The organism is Mesorhizobium sp. P2_E9 (assembly GCF_056403815.1).
On the sequence record NZ_JBFUET010000007.1, the window covers coordinates 1 to 17025 of the forward strand.

Annotated in this window: 13 protein-coding genes; 7 read left to right on the top strand and 6 right to left on the bottom strand. The window is 63.6% G+C overall.

Annotated elements, in window-relative coordinates; all coding sequences use genetic code 11:
* On the top strand, positions 1-229 hold a 229-nt coding region (locus tag AC1D05_RS13555; protein WP_477441197.1), incomplete at its 5' end, for a phosphoribosyltransferase family protein.
* An 85-nt stretch (positions 230-314) separates the two neighbouring features.
* On the opposite strand, the gene AC1D05_RS13560 is transcribed toward AC1D05_RS13555, so the two are convergent.
* The 5 genes from AC1D05_RS13560 to AC1D05_RS13580 form a co-directional block, all read right to left on the bottom strand.
* Complete coding sequence (locus AC1D05_RS13560; RefSeq protein ID WP_477441198.1) at positions 315-1628, bottom strand: O-antigen ligase family protein; 1314 nt, start codon at positions 1626-1628, stop codon at positions 315-317.
* Between the two features lie 336 nt (positions 1629-1964).
* Positions 1965-2792 (bottom strand): SDR family NAD(P)-dependent oxidoreductase, encoded by an 828-nt coding sequence (locus tag AC1D05_RS13565; RefSeq protein WP_477441199.1) that lies wholly within the window; start codon positions 2790-2792, stop codon positions 1965-1967.
* 146 nt (positions 2793-2938) lie between these two features.
* Entirely contained in the window at positions 2939-3424 is a 486-nt protein-coding gene (locus AC1D05_RS13570) for an acetone carboxylase subunit gamma (protein WP_477441200.1), read from the bottom strand.
* Positions 3421-5625, bottom strand: a complete 2205-nt coding sequence (locus AC1D05_RS13575) for a hydantoinase B/oxoprolinase family protein (RefSeq protein ID WP_477441201.1) — start codon at positions 5623-5625, stop codon at positions 3421-3423. The genes AC1D05_RS13570 and AC1D05_RS13575 overlap by 4 nt, the downstream gene beginning before the upstream one ends.
* Before the next feature lie 12 nt (positions 5626-5637).
* Positions 5638-7767, bottom strand: coding sequence for a hydantoinase/oxoprolinase family protein (locus tag AC1D05_RS13580; RefSeq protein ID WP_477441615.1), 2130 nt, complete (start codon positions 7765-7767; stop codon positions 5638-5640).
* Between the two features lie 143 nt (positions 7768-7910).
* Between AC1D05_RS13580 and AC1D05_RS13585 the strand changes: the two genes are divergently transcribed.
* From AC1D05_RS13585 to AC1D05_RS13600, 4 genes are all read left to right on the top strand, one after another.
* On the top strand, positions 7911-8690 hold the full coding sequence (locus AC1D05_RS13585; protein ID WP_477441202.1) for a helix-turn-helix transcriptional regulator: 780 nt from the start codon (positions 7911-7913) through the stop codon (positions 8688-8690).
* A gap of 242 nt (positions 8691-8932) precedes the next feature.
* Positions 8933-11107, top strand: coding sequence for an alpha-ketoacid dehydrogenase subunit alpha/beta (locus AC1D05_RS13590; protein WP_477441203.1), 2175 nt, complete (start codon positions 8933-8935; stop codon positions 11105-11107).
* 84 nt (positions 11108-11191) lie between these two features.
* Positions 11192-12754: an ABC transporter substrate-binding protein gene (locus tag AC1D05_RS13595; RefSeq protein ID WP_477441617.1), complete on the top strand. Its 1563-nt coding sequence runs from the start codon at positions 11192-11194 to the stop codon at positions 12752-12754.
* Positions 12755-12874: 120 nt separating this feature from the next.
* Positions 12875-14104: an aminotransferase class III-fold pyridoxal phosphate-dependent enzyme gene (locus tag AC1D05_RS13600; RefSeq protein WP_477441204.1), complete on the top strand. Its 1230-nt coding sequence runs from the start codon at positions 12875-12877 to the stop codon at positions 14102-14104.
* Between the two features lie 27 nt (positions 14105-14131).
* Here the strand turns inward: AC1D05_RS13600 and AC1D05_RS13605 are convergent, their stop codons facing one another.
* On the bottom strand, positions 14132-14869 hold the full coding sequence (locus AC1D05_RS13605) for a GntR family transcriptional regulator (RefSeq protein WP_477441205.1): 738 nt from the start codon (positions 14867-14869) through the stop codon (positions 14132-14134).
* Positions 14870-15000: 131 nt separating this feature from the next.
* Here AC1D05_RS13605 and otnK point away from each other — a divergent pair, with 131 nt between their 5' ends.
* Entirely contained in the window at positions 15001-16377 is a 1377-nt protein-coding gene (gene otnK / locus AC1D05_RS13610; protein ID WP_477441206.1) for a 3-oxo-tetronate kinase, read from the top strand.
* Positions 16377-17015: a class II aldolase/adducin family protein gene (locus AC1D05_RS13615; RefSeq protein WP_477441207.1), complete on the top strand. Its 639-nt coding sequence runs from the start codon at positions 16377-16379 to the stop codon at positions 17013-17015. The genes otnK and AC1D05_RS13615 overlap by 1 nt, the downstream gene beginning before the upstream one ends.
* Positions 17016-17025: the final 10 nt, after the last annotated feature.

Below are 17025 nucleotides of genomic sequence, written 5' to 3' on the forward strand. Positions count from 1 at the left end.
TCTAGCTGTCGAAGGTGGAAATGTTCGAGGTAAGCGGGTCGTGCTCATCGAGGATGTCATCACGACGGGTGGAGCGGTTGCTGACGCAGCGCGGCTGGTCAGCGAGGCTGGCGCGAATATCATTGGCGTTGTTTGCGCTATCTGGCGCGGAGACGGAGTGCCAATCATAGCCGGGCTGCCTGGAATTCCTCTGGCGGCCGCAATGACAAAGGACGATCTCAACAGTTAGATGTCCGACTAGGATCGAACCCGGTCGCCGGAGTGCACGCTTAAGCGCGTCGCGTTGGTCTGGCTTCAATTCGCGACACGACAGTTCATGCCTGATCGGCGGTGGCCGGACGGCCGGCATGCCGGGGCCAGGCTGGCTCGCCCCTTGCCGCATCCGCCGGGTCGAAGGCCGGCGACCATCGCGTGCGGGTGACCGGCAGCCGCGCCAGCTTGAAGTAGCTGAAATACATCAGGAACGAGCCCATGATGTAGGGGTTGAGGATCTCGACTTCGACGAAGGAGCGGATGAGCAGCAGCACCATCACGCCGAAGAGAACCACCGATTCGGCCTGCCATGCCTTGAAGATCACCGTCGAGACATGGCCGTAAAGCGTGCGCAGCATGATCAGCGAGATCATCACCGCTCCGGTGAAGCCGAGCTCGACGAGCGCCTCGACATAGGTGTTGTGGAAATGGAAGCCGGTGCGGGTGGTGATGTAGAATTCGTTCCACAGCCGCTCGGCCTCGGCAAAACCCTGCACCCAATAGGCAGCATAGCCGACGCCGAGGATCGGTGAGCGCTGCGCGGCGTTCCAGCCCTGCTCCCACAGATAGGTCCGCCCGGTGAGCGTCGAATCCTTGCCGAAGAGGCCGAGCACGAAGTCCATGAGCCCAAGATTGAGCGCAACAACCGCCACCACGATGACCATGCCGGCGCCGAGCACGAAGATCACCCGGCGATAGCGCCGCGACAAAAGCTTGGTCATGGCAAGAAGCGCGATCAGCGCCAGCACCGCCGGGATCGAGGCCATCGAGGTGGCGGAATGCGAGACGACCAGCACATAGGCCGACAACAGCACGACAGGCACAGTCAGAATGAAGCTCAGCCGACCGCGCCGCAGGAAAGCAAGGAACACCACGGAGAAATAGATGCCGAGCGAGCCGACAAAACCGATCTGGTTCTTGGAGGCAAAGGCGCCGACGAAATTGTAGGTGCCGTCGAGGACGTCTTCCGAATAGGCGCCGACCTTGAGCGAATAGATCAGGACGAAGAATATCCCAACCAAGGCGCCGAGCGTCAGGGTGCGCACGCTGACCGTGCGCGCAGCGACATAGGCACAGGCGATGTGGGAAAGGTACTGGATCGCCGTTCTGGCGGTGACGCCGGGGGCCTGCGACCAGAAAACCGAGAAGCAGACATAGGCCGCGAACAGCAGCGGCAGCCAGGCGCTGGACATCTGCCGCAGGAAGCGCCGGTAGTCGACCAGGATGAGTGGAAGCCAGACGGCATAGTAGGCCAGGATCAGCACCTGGCCGAAAATGACGGAATAGGAGAACGCCCAGATCGAGACGGCTACCGCAAAGGCGCCATAGACCGAGTTCTTCTCGGGATCGACCAGCAGGGACTTTGGAATTTTCATCTCAGGGTCCCGTCGACGCGACCCAAGACGCGCAAGCCAGGCAGGCAGCAAGCCGGCCGGCATATCCGCAAACAGGGGCGTGCAATAAACGGCATCTCCATTGTGCAGTGCAATATAACCTATCGCACCGCATGCTCAATGGCAAATCCGGTCACCTTGTCTTACATCAGAGCAGCTCACCGTTTCACAGAAACGGCGAACCGCTCTAACCCCTTGTTTTGACGCAATTCCTGTGGGAAACCCGTTCACACTTTTCCTGGAATTGCCCTGGCGAAAAGGGAGAGATCAGCCGGTCGCCCGCCCCGCCACGGCCGCCTGGATCAGACGAGGAGAACGCTACCACAGGGCTCCGCCGGTGATCTGTATGTTTTCCATGGTGATGCCTTTGGCGAGATCCGAGCATAGGAATACCGCCAGAGCGGCTATCTCCCGCGGCTGCAGCATGCGCTGCTGCGGGTTGCCACTGGCAATCTCGGCCATTGCTTCTTCTGCCGTCCTCCCCTTGCCCTCGCGCTCGACGACCTGCGCCACATTGCGGCGCATCAGTTCGGTCTCAACCCAGGTCGGGCTGATCATGACGCAGGTGACGCCGTGTGCGGCCCCTTCCAAAGCCACGCAGCGGGTGAGGCCGAGAAGTCCGGCCTTGGAAGCGCAATAGGCGGGGTTATCCTTCCAGCCGACGGAAGCGGCGGTCGAGCCGATGTTGACGATGCGCCCCCAGCCGCGCTCGATCATGCCAGGAAGCACGGCGCGGGTGGCGCGGAAGGCGCCGGTCAGGTTGGTGTCGACGATCTTGTCCCACAGCGCATCGGAATGGCCGCAGACCGGCTGCTCGGCAGTGGTGCCGGCGGCGTTGACCAGTATGTCGGCCGCGCCGATAGCGGCCCGAGCCTCGGCGATGAAAAGGTTGGTAACCTCGCTGTCGCGGACGTCGAGATGGGCGGCGTGAACCCTGGTGCCGTGGGACGACAGGGCCGAGCGCACGCGCTCGATTTCGTCGGCACCCGGATAATAGGCGGCATCGGGTCTGTCGGTGGCGGCAGGCGCGATGTAGGAGCCGACGGCAACATTGGCGCCGGCTTCGGCCAAGGCCATTGCAATGGCGAAGCCCATGCCCGAAAACCCGCCGGTAACGATCGCGCTGCGGCCGGAAAGATTTGTCATCAGGCATACTCTCCAGACGGTTCAATGCGGGGCAACCCGGCCCAACAGGTTTGGGATTCAGACGCCAAGATAGCTCCGTCGACGACCCTTTTGGAGCCGGTGACGAGCACTACCCTGGCCGCGACGGGTGCACGACATCAATATCCCTAAAGTGGTTTGCCCAGCCACTCCCGATAGAAGCCTTCGAGATCGGGTTCGAAATCATGCACGATGGGATAGCCGGGTGCGGCCGCCTCGACCTCGTGCATGGTGCCGCATTCCGGGCAGATGAATTCGCGGATTTCCATCCATTGCGGATCAGGAATATCGCTGTTCGGGTAGATCTCGCGCAACGCTTCCTCGGTGTTGCGCACGATGATCGCGGCCTTGAGCTTCCAGTTCTTGCGATAGTCGCCGAAGGAGTGGCCGCATTCGCAACGGGTGATGCGCTCATCGCCGCTCTGGCAGATGAACAAATGATCCGAGACCGGCAACAGGATCGGATCCTTCCAGGCGACGCGATCCTGGTAGACGGCGACCATCTTGAAGAAGCGGTCATCATCCTTGTAGGCGCTCATGATGCGCTTTGTCTGCGGCCAGGGCAGCTGGCCGGCAGCGAGATCGCGGAGGACTTCCTTGCTGTACGCGGTCATGGCTTTGCTCCCGGCATGAAGATCGATTTGGCGTCGACGTTCCAGAAATCGCTGAAATCCCTGGTGAAGCGCGACGAAAGCTTGATCGCGCTGGCGTACATTTTCTTCACCTCGGGGGCGAACCCGGCCTTCTCGACCCGGCCGCGTTCGGCGGCGATCCAGTCCGAAACGGGGATCGCCTTGGCCAGGCGTTCCTTGCGCATGGCGGCACGGCGTTCGACCGTGGCGTCGATATCGGCAACCGGATAGCCCTCAGCGTCGTCCTTCAGAATGATGCCGAAGATCTGGTCGGCCGCCTGGTGGGTGAGGAACCCGTTCTCGACATCCCATGCCGTCTTGATCGGATCGCGCTCCAGCACGTCGCCATAGCCGCCGCCGCCATTGTAGGAATGGCTGAAGATGTCGCCGGATTTGTGCGGCGCGGTGATGTAGGGGCCCTCGACGACGACATGGTCGCCGCCGATGTTCCGCTCATAGTCCGAGACATGCGGGTCGCTGCCGGGCGCATGTGCTAGCGGTTCGCCTTTTGCCGCCAGTTCATGGATGTTGGAGTTGCGCACCGCGCGATGCTTCTGGCAGGTCGGCGCCGGATAGCCTCCGCACATGCCGCCATTGTCGAACACTCTGGAAGAGTGCTCCGAGGTGTGGAGCCGCAGATGCGAGGTCTTGTTGATCAGCCAGGTCGAGACAAAGGAACAGCCGCCGCGATATTTGCCGGCGCCGCCCGAATTGGGCACGATCGAGCGGCCGATATAGACCATCGGCATCGACTGTTCCCAGACCTCGATGTTGCCCATGTCGGATTCCGGATTCCAGCCGACATAGGCGGTGTCGAGGCCGTCGGCGATGGCGAGCGCGCCGGAGCCGGCGGCGGCGCATTCGAAATGCGCCATGCCGAACGGCGTGCCGTACTGGCTCTCGCCGCCCATCTCGATCATCGGGCTGTTGACCTGGCCGACGAACGCCTCCTCGACGAAACCGCGCGCGACGAAGCCGCGCGACAAAAGCCGCTGGAAGACGCCATAGGCGGGCAGTAGCAGCGCCCATGAGGTGGCGGTGGCCACCATCTCGTTGTCGGGATTGGTCCAGGTGCCGTGCGGCAGTTTCAGCTCGGTCGCCATCCAGGCGCCGTCATTGACCAGGCCTTCGAAATTCATGTGCTGGGTTAAGGTGACGAACATGCCGCCATCCATGCCGGCCGGCGTGCAGTTCATCGAATGGTAGCCCCAAGGCTGCGTGCCCTCGAAGTCCATGGTGATCTTGCCGTCGGTGGTGATCTCCATCTCGATCGGGATGTTGTAGAGCCAGTCGGGATCGCCAAGCAGCTGGAAGCCGGGTTTTCCCGCCGTGACGTGGCCGTAAAAAGTGTGGCCGCGATAGATGCCGGGAACGGTGAGCTGGCGGGTGCGGGCGAGCTGGGCGCGGCGGCCCTCCTCGATGAACTCCTTCGACACCTTCATCCAGTAGTCGAGGCCGATCTCGGAGATCAGCTGCTTGACGCTTTCGCGCATGTCGATGCAGGAGGCGACCTTGGCCTTCTCATCGAGCACCCAGTAGATCGGCATGCGCAGATTGCGCTCGCAGCGGATGACATAGTCGCGGCGGATTTCGTCATTCTCGCCGATCTTCTCGGCGCAGACGAACAAGCCCTCGGTGAAGCGCTCCTGCGCGAGACAGACGTCGCCGCCAGGCGTGATGCCGCCGGCTTCCAGTTCGTGGCAGACCGCACCGGCCCAGCCGACCAGCGTGCCTTCATGGAAGATCGGCACCACGTCCATGACATCGGGCACCTGCACGGTGCCGATGAAGGCATCGTTGTTGGCGAAGATATCGCCTTCGCGGATCTTCGGGTTTTCCTCGTAATTGTTCTTGATCATCCATTTGATGAAACGGCTCATCGTATGGACGTGCACCATGATGCCGTTGGAGAGCGCGATGGCGTCACCCTCGGGCGTATAGATCGCGACCACCATCTCGCCGACCTCGCGCACGCCGGGGGAGGCGGAGATGCGGCGGGCCATTTCGCGGGCCGAGACGCAATAGGCGCGCAGCTTGGTGTGCAGCGTCTCGAATTTCAGCGGGTCCTGGTTGCGCAGCGTGAGTTCGGTGATGCCGTCATAGCAGCCGGTCTCTTCCATCAGCCGCTCGGAATCGAGCAGTCTTTCGCGGAGGCGCAGGGCCGAAGCAGGTTTGTCCAACATGGCGGTGCCCTCTCAAGCGTGGGTGTAGTGCAGCAGCGTCCATTCATCGACATGGACACGGTCCTGCGGATGAACGACGAGCGTGGTGGCGGGATGTTCGATGATGGCCGGACCGATGACCTCGTGGCCGGGCTGCAGGAGATCCATCTCGTAGAGATTGGCCTTGTGCCAGCGGCCGCCGATATAAGCTTCGCGCACGCCCTTGTGGGCGGCTGCCGGGTCGGACTTGCCGAGCGGCCGCTTGAGCAGCACCGGCTTGACCTTGTCGGCGGTGGCGATGAGGCCAAGCTCGGTGATGGTGAATCCGGCCTCGCCATAACGCGACACGCGGTGGTTGACCTTGGCGTAGACCGCCTCGAACTCGCCGATAACCCTACGCATATCGTCAGCCGACTTGACCTCGGCAAGCGGCGCGATGACTTCGACGTCCTCGAGCTGGCCGGTGTAGCGCATCATCAGGAACGGCACGGTCTTGATCTTGTCTCTGATATGGCCGTCGGTGATCATCTCGTCGACCGCGGCCTTAGTCAGGTCGTTCCAGACAGTGGTGACCTTTCTGCCGAAGGCGAGCAGTTCGTCATCGCTGGCACGAGCGCCAATGTCGTGCTGCGTCGACACCGAATGGCGGCGCATGAAATCGGCCGTGGTGCAGCCGAAGGCCGAGAAGGCAGCGGCGAACTGGAAGGTGATGATGTCCTTGAAACCGATGCCCCTGGAGCAGCCGGCCAGATGCAACGGACCGGAACCGCCATAAGAGAGCAGCGTGAATTCGGAAGGGTGGATGCCCTGGCCCGAAATGACGCGGCGCAGCGCGTTATTGGCGTCGGCCTCCAACATGTCGATCATGCCTTCGGCGGCTTCCTCGACGCCGACGCCAAGGATGCTGGAGCACTTTTCCTCGAACGCCTTGCGCGCCTTCTCGACCTGCAAGACGACCTTGCCGCCGAGGAAATAATGCGGGTTGAGGCGGCCGAGGATGGCGTCGCAATCCGCGATGGTGGGTTCGGTGCCGCCCTTGGCGAAACAGATCGGTCCGGGATCGGAGCCGGCGCTTTCCGGCCCGAGGGAGACCTTCTTGGTCAGCGGATCGACCTTGAGGATCATACCGGCACCGGCGCCGATCGTATCGAGGTGCAGCGTCGGCACGTTGAGCTTGAAGCGGTCCATCAGCGGCTCGTTCTCGATCCGCGTCTGGCCGCGCGAGATGACGCCCATGTCGAAGGAGGTTCCACCCATGTCCGAGCAGATCAGCGAGTCGTTGCCGATCAGCTTGCCGACATAGGCCGCACCGAGGATGCCGCCGATCGGGCCGGAAATCATCGTCTCGTGCAGGCGCGGGTGATTGATCGAGGTCAGGCCACCGAAGGAAAGCAGCGTCTGCACGCCATATTTGAAGCCGTATTTCTTCGAGACATCCTCGATACCCCTAAGCTGCTTGCGGCCGCGCGAGGTGGCATAGGCCTCGATCAGCACCGAGTTCAGCCGCGACTGTTCGCGGATGACCGGGCGGACCTCGTGGCTGGTGTAGACGAGGATGTCGGCGCCGGCCTTTGCGATCTCCTCGCGGCAGATCTCTGCGATGCGCTTCTCGTGCACCGGATTGACGTGCGAGAAGATCGTCATGATGCAGATCGCCTCGACCTTGTCGGCGATCAGCTTCTTGGCCGCGGCCGCGACCTCATGCTCATAGAGCGGCAGCACGACGTCGCCGAACTGGTCGATACGCTCGGTCACGCCATGGGTGCGGCGGCGCGGCACCAGCGGATCAGGATGGTGATGGGTGACCGCATGCAGCCGGTCGGCATAGGAATAGTCGGCCCAGGCTTGCAGCCCACGGCCCATCAGGATCATGTCTTCCAGGCCCTTGGTGGTGATCAGGCCGAGCCGGCGGCCGGTGCGCGACAACAGCGTGTTGAGCATGCCGGTACCGGAATAGAGCACGACATTGACGCCGGAGAACAGCGACTCCAGCGAGATGCCCCAAGCGTCCGCCGCGTCCTCGGCAGAGGCGAGGAAGCCTTCCGCCTCTTTCTTGGGCGTGGTCGCCGACTTGCCTATCTTGAAGTGGCCGTCCTGATCGACAAGGATCGTGTCGGTCATGGTGCCGCCGGCGTCGATACCAATGACGATCGGGTTGCCGATTATCGGGGCAGAGGGGTGGGGTTGGGTCACGGTCGCCTCGAGATTGGGTCTAGGATGACGCAAGGCTAGATTCGAGGGGCGGCCTTGCGCCATATGCCTAAAGACACAATGACGGTCAGGTCGGGATCGCCGAGAAGAGGGGCATGCGCATGGGCAATATCTGGGCGCCGCTCGCCAAGGCGATCGCCGCCACCGGTACGGACAGGCATGTCGACTGCCTGATCGACCTGATCGGCGCCGACATCGAGCACGATCTCGTCACCGTGACGCGCTATTCGGCGACGCAGACACCGGAATTCGTCAAGCACCGGCGCTTCTCGGACGAGATGGTCCGGCTCTATCTCGACAACTACTATGTCTTCGATCCGTTCTATGCCTCGTGGCGGCGCGAGCGCAGATTGGGCATCATGCCGCTGAAGCGCCTCGCCGACGACGAGGCCAAGCGCGGCCAGTACATAGCCGGCTTCCTGGCGCAGTCGGAGATCTGCGACGAGGTCGGCATCATGCTGGCCGATGGCGGCGACTGGTGTCTCGGCATCTTCCTCGATCGCTCGACCGCTTCATTCAAGGACAGCGAGATCGCTCAATTGGAAGAGCGGTTGCCGGTGTTCGAAGCCTTGCACGCACTCGACATTACCGCGCGCGGACGCGAGTTCTTCCGCACGACGGCGCCGACCGGCCCCGGCGCTTCGCCGCGGCAGGAGCCGACCATCCCGATAAGCCTGTGGCCGGAACTGTCACTGCGCGAGCGCGAGCTAGTGCAACTGATCCTCGCCGGCCATCCGACCGCAAACATCGCCGAGCGTCTCGGCATCACAGTGGGCACCGTCAAGAACCACCGCCGGCGCATCTACGAGAAGCTCGACATCACCACCGAGCGGGAACTGTTCCTGCAGTTTTTTCAGCACCGGTCGGACCGGTAGCGGGTCTCCAGTGCCTGCAACAGATTGGCCTCCGGTTCCGTCGGAACGATCCGATCGCGCGTGTCAAAATTCCACTTGCGGAACTGCGTCATCCCAGCTTAGTCTCGGTTTCACGCAGAAAATGAAATTTAATTCCATTTACCTGCCGAACCCTGCAAGCCAGTGTCATGACAGAAAATCGCCTGACACAATCGACCGAGAAAATATTTGATATATCATCTACCAGAATGGAACTAGCCTGAATGGTCCAGCAGACATCGATCCAGCCATCTGCGCCCTGGTTGCGGCTCGACGTCGACGATTCGGACTGGAACGACGCCGAGGTTTCGAGCCTCGTGCGCTGGTATCACCAGATGCTGCTGATCCGCCGGTTCGAGGAAAAGGTGCTCGACCTCGCCAATGCCGGGCTGGTGCACGGCCCCGCACACGCCAGTATCGGCCAGGAGGCGACGGCGGTCGGCGCCATGTCGATGCTCGGCACGGGCGACCGCATCAACGGCACCCACCGCGCCCATCATCAGGTGCTGGCCAAGCTGGTCAATGCGCAGACGCCTGGAGGATTCGATCCGCTGCACGACGATTTCAATCCGGACATGCAGGGGTCGGTGCGCGGCCTGATGGCCGAGATCATGGGGCTCAATGCAGGCTATTGCGGCGGCCGTGGCGGCTCGATGCATATGCGCGACGACGCTTCCGGCATTCCGGGCACCAGCGCCATCATCGGCGGCAACCTGCCGCATGCGGCAGGCTATGCGCTTGCCGACAAATTGCTTGGAACCGGCAACATCTCGGTCGCCTTCTTCGGCGACGGCACGATGATGGCAGGCCCCGCCTATGAGGCGATGAACATCGCCGCGCTCTACCGGCTGCCGGTGATCTTCTTCGCCGAAAACAATTTTTACGCCGTGTCGACCCATGTCAACGAACAGACGCGCGAGACGCGGCTCGCCTCGCGCGGACCGATGCTCGGCTTTCGCGGCATCGAGTGCGATGGCATGGATGTGGTCGCGGTTCATCACGCCATGCGCGAAGCGCGCCGGGCAATCAAAAAAGAGGGCGGGCCGGTGCTGATCGAAGCACTCTGCTACCGCTTCCTGCACCAAAGCGGCGCGCGGCCTGGCAGCGAGTTCGGCTACCGCACACGCGCCGAGGAGGATGCCTGGAAGGCACGCGATCCGCTCACCACGATGGCGGCGCGGCTGAAGACGATGGGCGTTCTCGATGCTTCCGATCTCGCCGCGCTCGACGAGCGGGTCATGGACGTGGTCAACGCCGCCGCGGACTCTTTAACCGAGATGAGCGGCAACGCGCTGCGCGTCCCGGACCATCTGTGGCCAGACGCCGGCGAAGTCGACAACCAGATCCGTGGCGACCTGTCGGAACTCAGGGATGAGCGCTTCCTGGAGATCGAGGATGTGCCGCCGGCCGAGACCAGGCCGGTCAAATTCATGGTTGCCGCATCGGAAGTGATCGCGCGCGCCATGGAACAGGACCCGCGCATCATCATCATGGGCGAGGACGTGCATCGTCTGCGCGGCGGTGTTTCCGGCGCCACCAAGGGCGCTCTGGAACGTTGGCCGGAGCGCGTGCTGGCGATGCCGATTGCCGAGAACGGTTTTGTTGGCGTGGCACTTGGCGCGGCACTCTGCGGCTTGCGGCCGATTGTCGAAATCATGTTCGGCGACTTCTGCCTGGTTGCCGCCGATCAATTGTTCAATGCGGTGAGCAAGGTGCGCCACATGTTCGGCGGCGGGTTTCCGGTGCCGATCGTGGTGCGGGTGCGCGTCTCGCCGCACACCGGCTACGGTTCGCAGCATTCGGGCGATCCGTCAGGCCTGTTCGCGCTCTATCCCGGCTGGCGCATCGTCGCGCCGACGACGCCCTTCGACTATATCGGGCTGATGAATTCGGCGCTGAAATGCGACGACCCGGTCGTCATCATCGAGCATGTCGAATTGTTCCCGAGCGAAGGTCCCGTTCCGACCGAAGACCGAGACTATTGCGTGCGGCTGGGCATGGCCAGGATCGTCAGGCCAGGCAGTGCCTGCACGCTGCTCACCAGCGCCAGCATGGTGTCCGTCGCTGCACAGGTGGTGGAGGAGACCGGCGTCGACGCAGAGATCATCGGTTTGCGCAGCCTCGACCCGACCGGGCTCGACTGGACGCTGGTGGAGGCCTCGATCCGCAAGACCAACCGGGTCGCCGTCGTCGAGCAAGTACAGCGCGGGCTGTCGCTCGGCGCGCGGCTGACGCAGGAGATTCAGGACCGCGTGTTCGACTATCTCGATCACGAGATCCTGCATGTGACGGGAAGCCTTTCGGCTCCCGTCGTATCGGCCCCGCTCAACCGGGCCGCACTGGGCGGCGCCGACAAGCTCAAGGCCGCGCTTCGATCCCTCACCGGCGTGGGCGGATAGAGCGAACGCATTGCCACAACGATCCGACAAGAAAATGGGAGAATGAACATGACGATCCTACCAAGAAACAAGACCAGAGCGACGATGCTGGCGGCCGTGCTGATGGCCACCAGCGCCTTCTGGGCGCCTGCGACGTTCGCGCAGGACAAGAAGCCGCTGGTCATCGCGCGCAACATCGACCTCAACTCGCTCGATCCGCACCGCGCCTTCTGCGACACCTGCCAGATCTACAATTCCAGCGTCTATGAATCGCTCCTGACGCTGGACAAGGACAACAAGCTGATCCCGCTCTTGGCTTCCAAGTGGGAAGGCAATGCCGACCAGACCAGCTTCACCTTCACGCTCGACCCGGCCGCCAAATTCTCCGACGGTTCGCCGGTCGAAGCCAAGGACGTGAAATGGTCTTGGGAGCGGCTGAAGAACCTCAAGGGCAGTGCCTCGTTCCTGATGGACAATGTCGCCTCGATCGAGACCCCGGACGCGCATACCGTCGTCGTCAAGATGGTGGCGCCGAGCTCGGAATTCCTCAACATCGCGGCGGCGCCCTATACGGCCGTCGTCAACAGCAAGGTCGCTACCGAAGCCGGCGCCAAGGCCGGTGCGGACGCCTCGACCACCGACAACGCCGAGGCCTGGTTCCTGGCGCATTCGGCCGGCAGCGCACCGTTCGTGCTGAAATCCTATGAGCCGAATTCGGAGCTGCGCCTGGTGCGCAACGACAAGTACTGGCGCACCGCGCCGGCGCTGAGCGAAGTCGTCATCCGCCAGACCAAGGACGCGGTGGCGCAGGCGCAGATGCTGCAGAGCGGCACCGCCGACATCGCCATGCAGATCGATCCCGACACGGCCAAGACGATGACCGGAAGCGACGTCAAGATCGAGACCGTGCCGTCCTACAACTTCATCTATGTCGCGCTGTCGCCCGGCGCCAAGGCCAACAAGGTGCCGCTGACGCCTGAGGTGCGCGAGGCGATCTCGCTTGCGCTTGACCGCCCCAGCATCCTCGACTTCACCATCGGTTCCGAAGGCCAGCTGATCAGCGCGCCGATCCCGCTCGGTTTCCCCGGCGGGTCGGGTTTCGAGGTGCAGCCCTACGATCTCGCCAAGGCGAAGGAATTGCTGGCCAAGGCCGGCCATGCCGACGGCTTCGAGATGGAAGCCGCCTTCCCGGGCATGAACGTCTATGGCGTCGACCTGTCGCTGTTGATGCAGAAGGTCCAGCAGGATCTGGCCAAGGCCAACATCAAGCTTGACCTGCAGCCGATCCCCTTCGCCAACTGGCGCGAGCGCATCAATGGCGACGGCATCCCGATGACCGCCGTGTTCTACGCGCCGGACTACTACGGCACCTCGCAGTACGTCGATTATTTCGCAATGACCAAGGGCAGCCCATGGTCGCGGCGCGCCGGCGCCGAACGTGACCCATCGGTGATCAACCCGAAGGAAGCGGACATCTACAAGGCAGCGCTGGCAGCAAGCGGTGATGAGGCCGCCAAGCTGTGGCACCAGGTCGGCGAAGAAATGATCAAGGACAGGATCATCCTGCCGCTGGTCAGCCCGAACCTGATCCTGGCCTACAAGTCCGACGTCAAGGGCGTGCGCTACAGCGCCTGCTGCAACCTGCCGCTGGCCGAGCTCAGCCACTGAGCGAACAGACTGCGGGAGGCGGTCAACCGCCTCCCGTTTCTCCACTTTGGAAGATCGGAAAATCCCGTCCTTCAGTAGTTAAAATCAATATATGATATATCAATGAGCGGAGATGTCGCCATGCCTGCCCTGATCAACTCCAAGGACCAATTGCTGCGCGAGCGCGCGGCCTCGGTCATTCCGGGCGGCATGTGGGGGCATATGGCCACCCGCTATCTCGGCTCCGCCTATCCGCAGTTCTTCGAACGTGCCGATGGCTGCCGAGTCTGGGATGTCGACGGTCGCGAATATATCGACCTGATGTGCAGCTGGGGTCCGAACATCCTCGGCCATCACCACCAGGCGGTCGAAGAAGCGGCAGCGCGGCAGCGCAGCCTCGGTGATGCGATGAATGGTCCCGGCGAAGTGCTGGTCGAATTGGCCGAGCTGCTGGTCAAGACCGTCGCCCACGCCGACTGGGCGATGCTGCAGAAGAACGGCACCGACGCCACCACCGCCTGCGTGACCATCGCGCGCGCCGGCACCGGCCGGCGCAAGGTGCTGGTGGCGCGCGGCTCCTATCATGGCGCGGTGCCGTGGTGCACGCCCTCGCTCGCCGGCGTCACCGCCGAGGACCGCGCCCATCTGATCCATTTCGATTATAATGACGTCGCCAGCCTGGAGGCGGCCGTCGAGCAGGCCGGCAACGACCTTGCCACTGTCGTCGTCACCGCCTTCCGCCACGACATTGCCCGCGACCAGGAACTGCCGACCACCGCCTTCGCCAAACGCGCGCGGGAACTCACCACCGCCGCCGACGCGGCGCTGATCGTCGACGATGTGCGGGCCGGATTCCGCATCGACCTCGCCGGCAGCTGGGAGCCGCTCGGCGTACGGCCGGACCTTTCCGCCTTCTCGAAAGCGATCGCCAACGGCTATCCGCTCGCCGCCATCACCGGCACGGACCGGTTCCGCGAAGCCGCGACCAAGGTCTATGTGACGGGCTCGTTCTGGTATGGCGCGGTCGCCATGGCCGCCGCCATCGCCACCATCAAGACGCTGCGCGACACCAACGCGATCGCCAGCATGAATGCGGCCGGTGAGAGACTGCGCTCGGGCCTCGATGCGGCGGCGAAGAAGCATGGCCTTTCGCTTCGCCAGACCGGGCCGGTGTCGATGCCGATGGTGTTGTTCGACGACGATGCCGAATTCAAGAAGGCCGATGCCTTCTGCTCGGCTGCCTTGCGCGAGGGCGCCTATTTCCACCCCCGGCACAACATGTTCCTGAGCGCCGCGCACAAAGCTGGAGATATCGACCTGGCGCTTCAGGCCGCCGATGCCGGCATGGCCGCCGCAGCGCAGGTGGCGTGAGCAGGCACTATGCTGCGTAGAAAAAACTCAGCTGGCCGCCGATACCAGGCGGCCGTTCTGCGCCGCGCGGCGCAGTTCCTCGGGCGTAACCGAGCCGTCGTTCAGCCGTTCCAGAACTTTGACCAGCAACCGGCCGCCTTCGATCATGTCCTGCTGGATGCCCTTGCGCACGCCGTTCTCATCGCGGGCGCGCAGCGCGTCGAGGATGTCGAGATGCCGGTGGCGGCCGTCGTACGTCGGCCTGGCGTTCGGATACTGGTAGTTGACCAGCGGACCGTTGCGCAGCCAGATGCCCTCGATGATGGCGAGCAGTTCCGGCATGCCCGCCGCCTGGTAGATCGAGTGGTGGAATTCCCAGTTGTCGCGGACGGCCTCGAACCAGCGGCCATTGTCCTCGTCGGCGATCAGCTTGTCATGCACCGCCGCCAGGCGATCGATCTCGCGCGGCTCGATGCGCGTCGTCGCCGCAGCACCCGCCATGCCTTCGAGATGCAGACGGATGCTGCGCAATTCCAGATATTGAGCGAGCGACAGCTGAGCGACGGTGATGGAGCGGCCCGCCTCCATCTCCAGGCCCTTTTCACGCACCAGCTGCATCAGCGCCTCGCGCACCGGCGTCTCGGACACCTGCAGGCTGGCGGCAAGGTCGCGGATCTTGAAGCGATGGCCCGGCCAGAAACGGCCTTCCATCATGGCACGGCGCAGCTCTTCGTAGACGCGGGTCGTCAGATTGTCGCGCGCGATCGGCGCGATGGAAGCAGTCACATCCAGTCTCCGTCCTTGCGATGGCGCAGGCGTCGCCTGAGTCGAGCGGGCTGTGTATATGATATCACGATGGGCCTGACCATCGGCATCGGACACGCCATCGAAACCAAAAAATCAGGGGAACGAGCCGCATGACCGGGTCGACGCCATCCCTGCTGTTCGGAGCCATTGCCGATGATCTGACCGGCGGCACCGAACTGGCGTCGATGCTGGTCGCGCGCGGCATTGCGACGGGATGTACGGTCGAGCTGGAGGCACCGATCCCGTCGGGCAATCTTGCCCATGTGATCCTGCTGAAAACCCGCGTTATCGCGGCCGGCGATGCGGTGCGCCAGGTGCTTGAGGCCGCCGACCGGCTGGTCGAGGCAGGTGCGCGGCAGATCTTCTTCAAATACTGCGCGACCTTCGACTCGACGCCCGCCGGCAATATCGGCCCCTGTGCGGAAGCGCTGCTCGATCGGCTTGGCGGCGGCGTGACGCTGTTCACGCCGGCGCTGTGCGAGACCGGCCGCACCGTCTATCAAGGGCATATGTTCGGCGGTGCGCAGTTGCTGGCCGAATCGCCCAAGCGTTTCGATCCGCTGACGCCGATGACCGATTCCAATCTGGTCCGGGTGCTGCAGGCGCAAAGCAAGGGCAAGGCCGGACTGGTGCCTTATCTTACGGTTGATGCCGGCCCCGAAGCCATCCGCGCTGCCGTGCGGGAGAAAAGCGCGCGCGGCGAGACGCTGTTGGTCACCGACACGCTCCGCGAGCGCGATCTGGCGGCGATCGCGGAAGCCGCCTTCGACCTGCCGCTGATGACCGGCAATTCCTCGGTCGCCGCGCATCTGCCGCCGGCCTGGCTGGCGCATGGGCTGGTGACGAGAAGCGATCTCGTGGCCGCCAGCCTGCCGGCCGTGGACGGCCCGGCTGCGGTGCTAGCCGGTAGCGTCGCCGACCGCACCATCGAACAGCTTGAGCGCTTCGCGCGGAAGAATCCGCTGCTGACGATTGACCTTGCTGGCGCCTTCGCCGGCAAGGATGTCGTTGCCGAAGCGCGCGCCTTTGCCCAGCGGCATCTGCCCGGCGCGATGATCGCGATCGCCACGACGGCCCCGCAGGCCACGGTCGAGGCACTGCAGCAGGCGCATGGCCGTGATGCCGTGGCGGCAAAGGCGGAAGAGATACTGGCCAGGATTGCGCAAATCCTGGTGCGCGATTTCGGCGTGCGGCGGCTGGTCGTCGCCGGCGGCGAGACCACCGGTTCGGTGGTCAAGGCGCTCGGCGTCACAGGGATTGCCATGGGCGCCTATCAGGGGCCCGGCCTGGCGCGTGCCATCGCCCACCTGCCCGGCCTGCCCAACGACCCGCTGGCGCTGATGCTGAAATCCGGAAAGCTCGGCAGCCCCGACATCTTCGCCGACGTGCTGCAGGACATGACGCGGGCAACCACCATCGCGCCGGCAATCGACACCTGGCCGCCGACAAAATCGACCACAGGGCCAACCCCAGGGAAAGCATCGTAATGGATACCGACATCGCACGCGCCAGTCTGATCACCGCAACGGAAACGTTGGACGCCAGCGGCATGAATGTCGGCACGACAGGCAATATCAGCGTGCGCACGGCAAATGGCATGCTGATCACGCCGACGGGGATCGCCACAAAAGCGCTGCGGCCGGAGCAGATGGTGGCGATGCAGCTCGACGGATCCTGGGACGGCGCGTTCAAGCCATCCAGCGAATGGGAGATGCATGCCGAGATCTACAGGGCATTCCCGGAGGCCGGCGCCATGGTGCATGCCCATCCCGACCATTGCGTGGCGCTGTCCTGCCTGCGCGAACGACTGCCGCTGTTCCATTACATGGTGGCTGGCTTCGGCGGCGACGATGTGCGCTGCTCGGACTATGCGCTGTTTGCCTCAAGCGAACTGGCCAAGGTGGCGGTGGCGGCGCTCAAGGACCGCACGGCCTGCCTGCTGGCCAATCACGGCATGATCGCCTTCGGTGGCGATCTCGACACGGCACTCCTCCGCACCATCAAGCTCGAAACCCTGGCGCGGCAATATCTTTTGGCGCGCAGCGCCGGCACGCCGGTGCTGATCGAGGGCACCGAACTCGCCGCCATTCGCGGGCGCTACAAGACCTACGGCCAGCAGAAGTAACGAGCGGCCT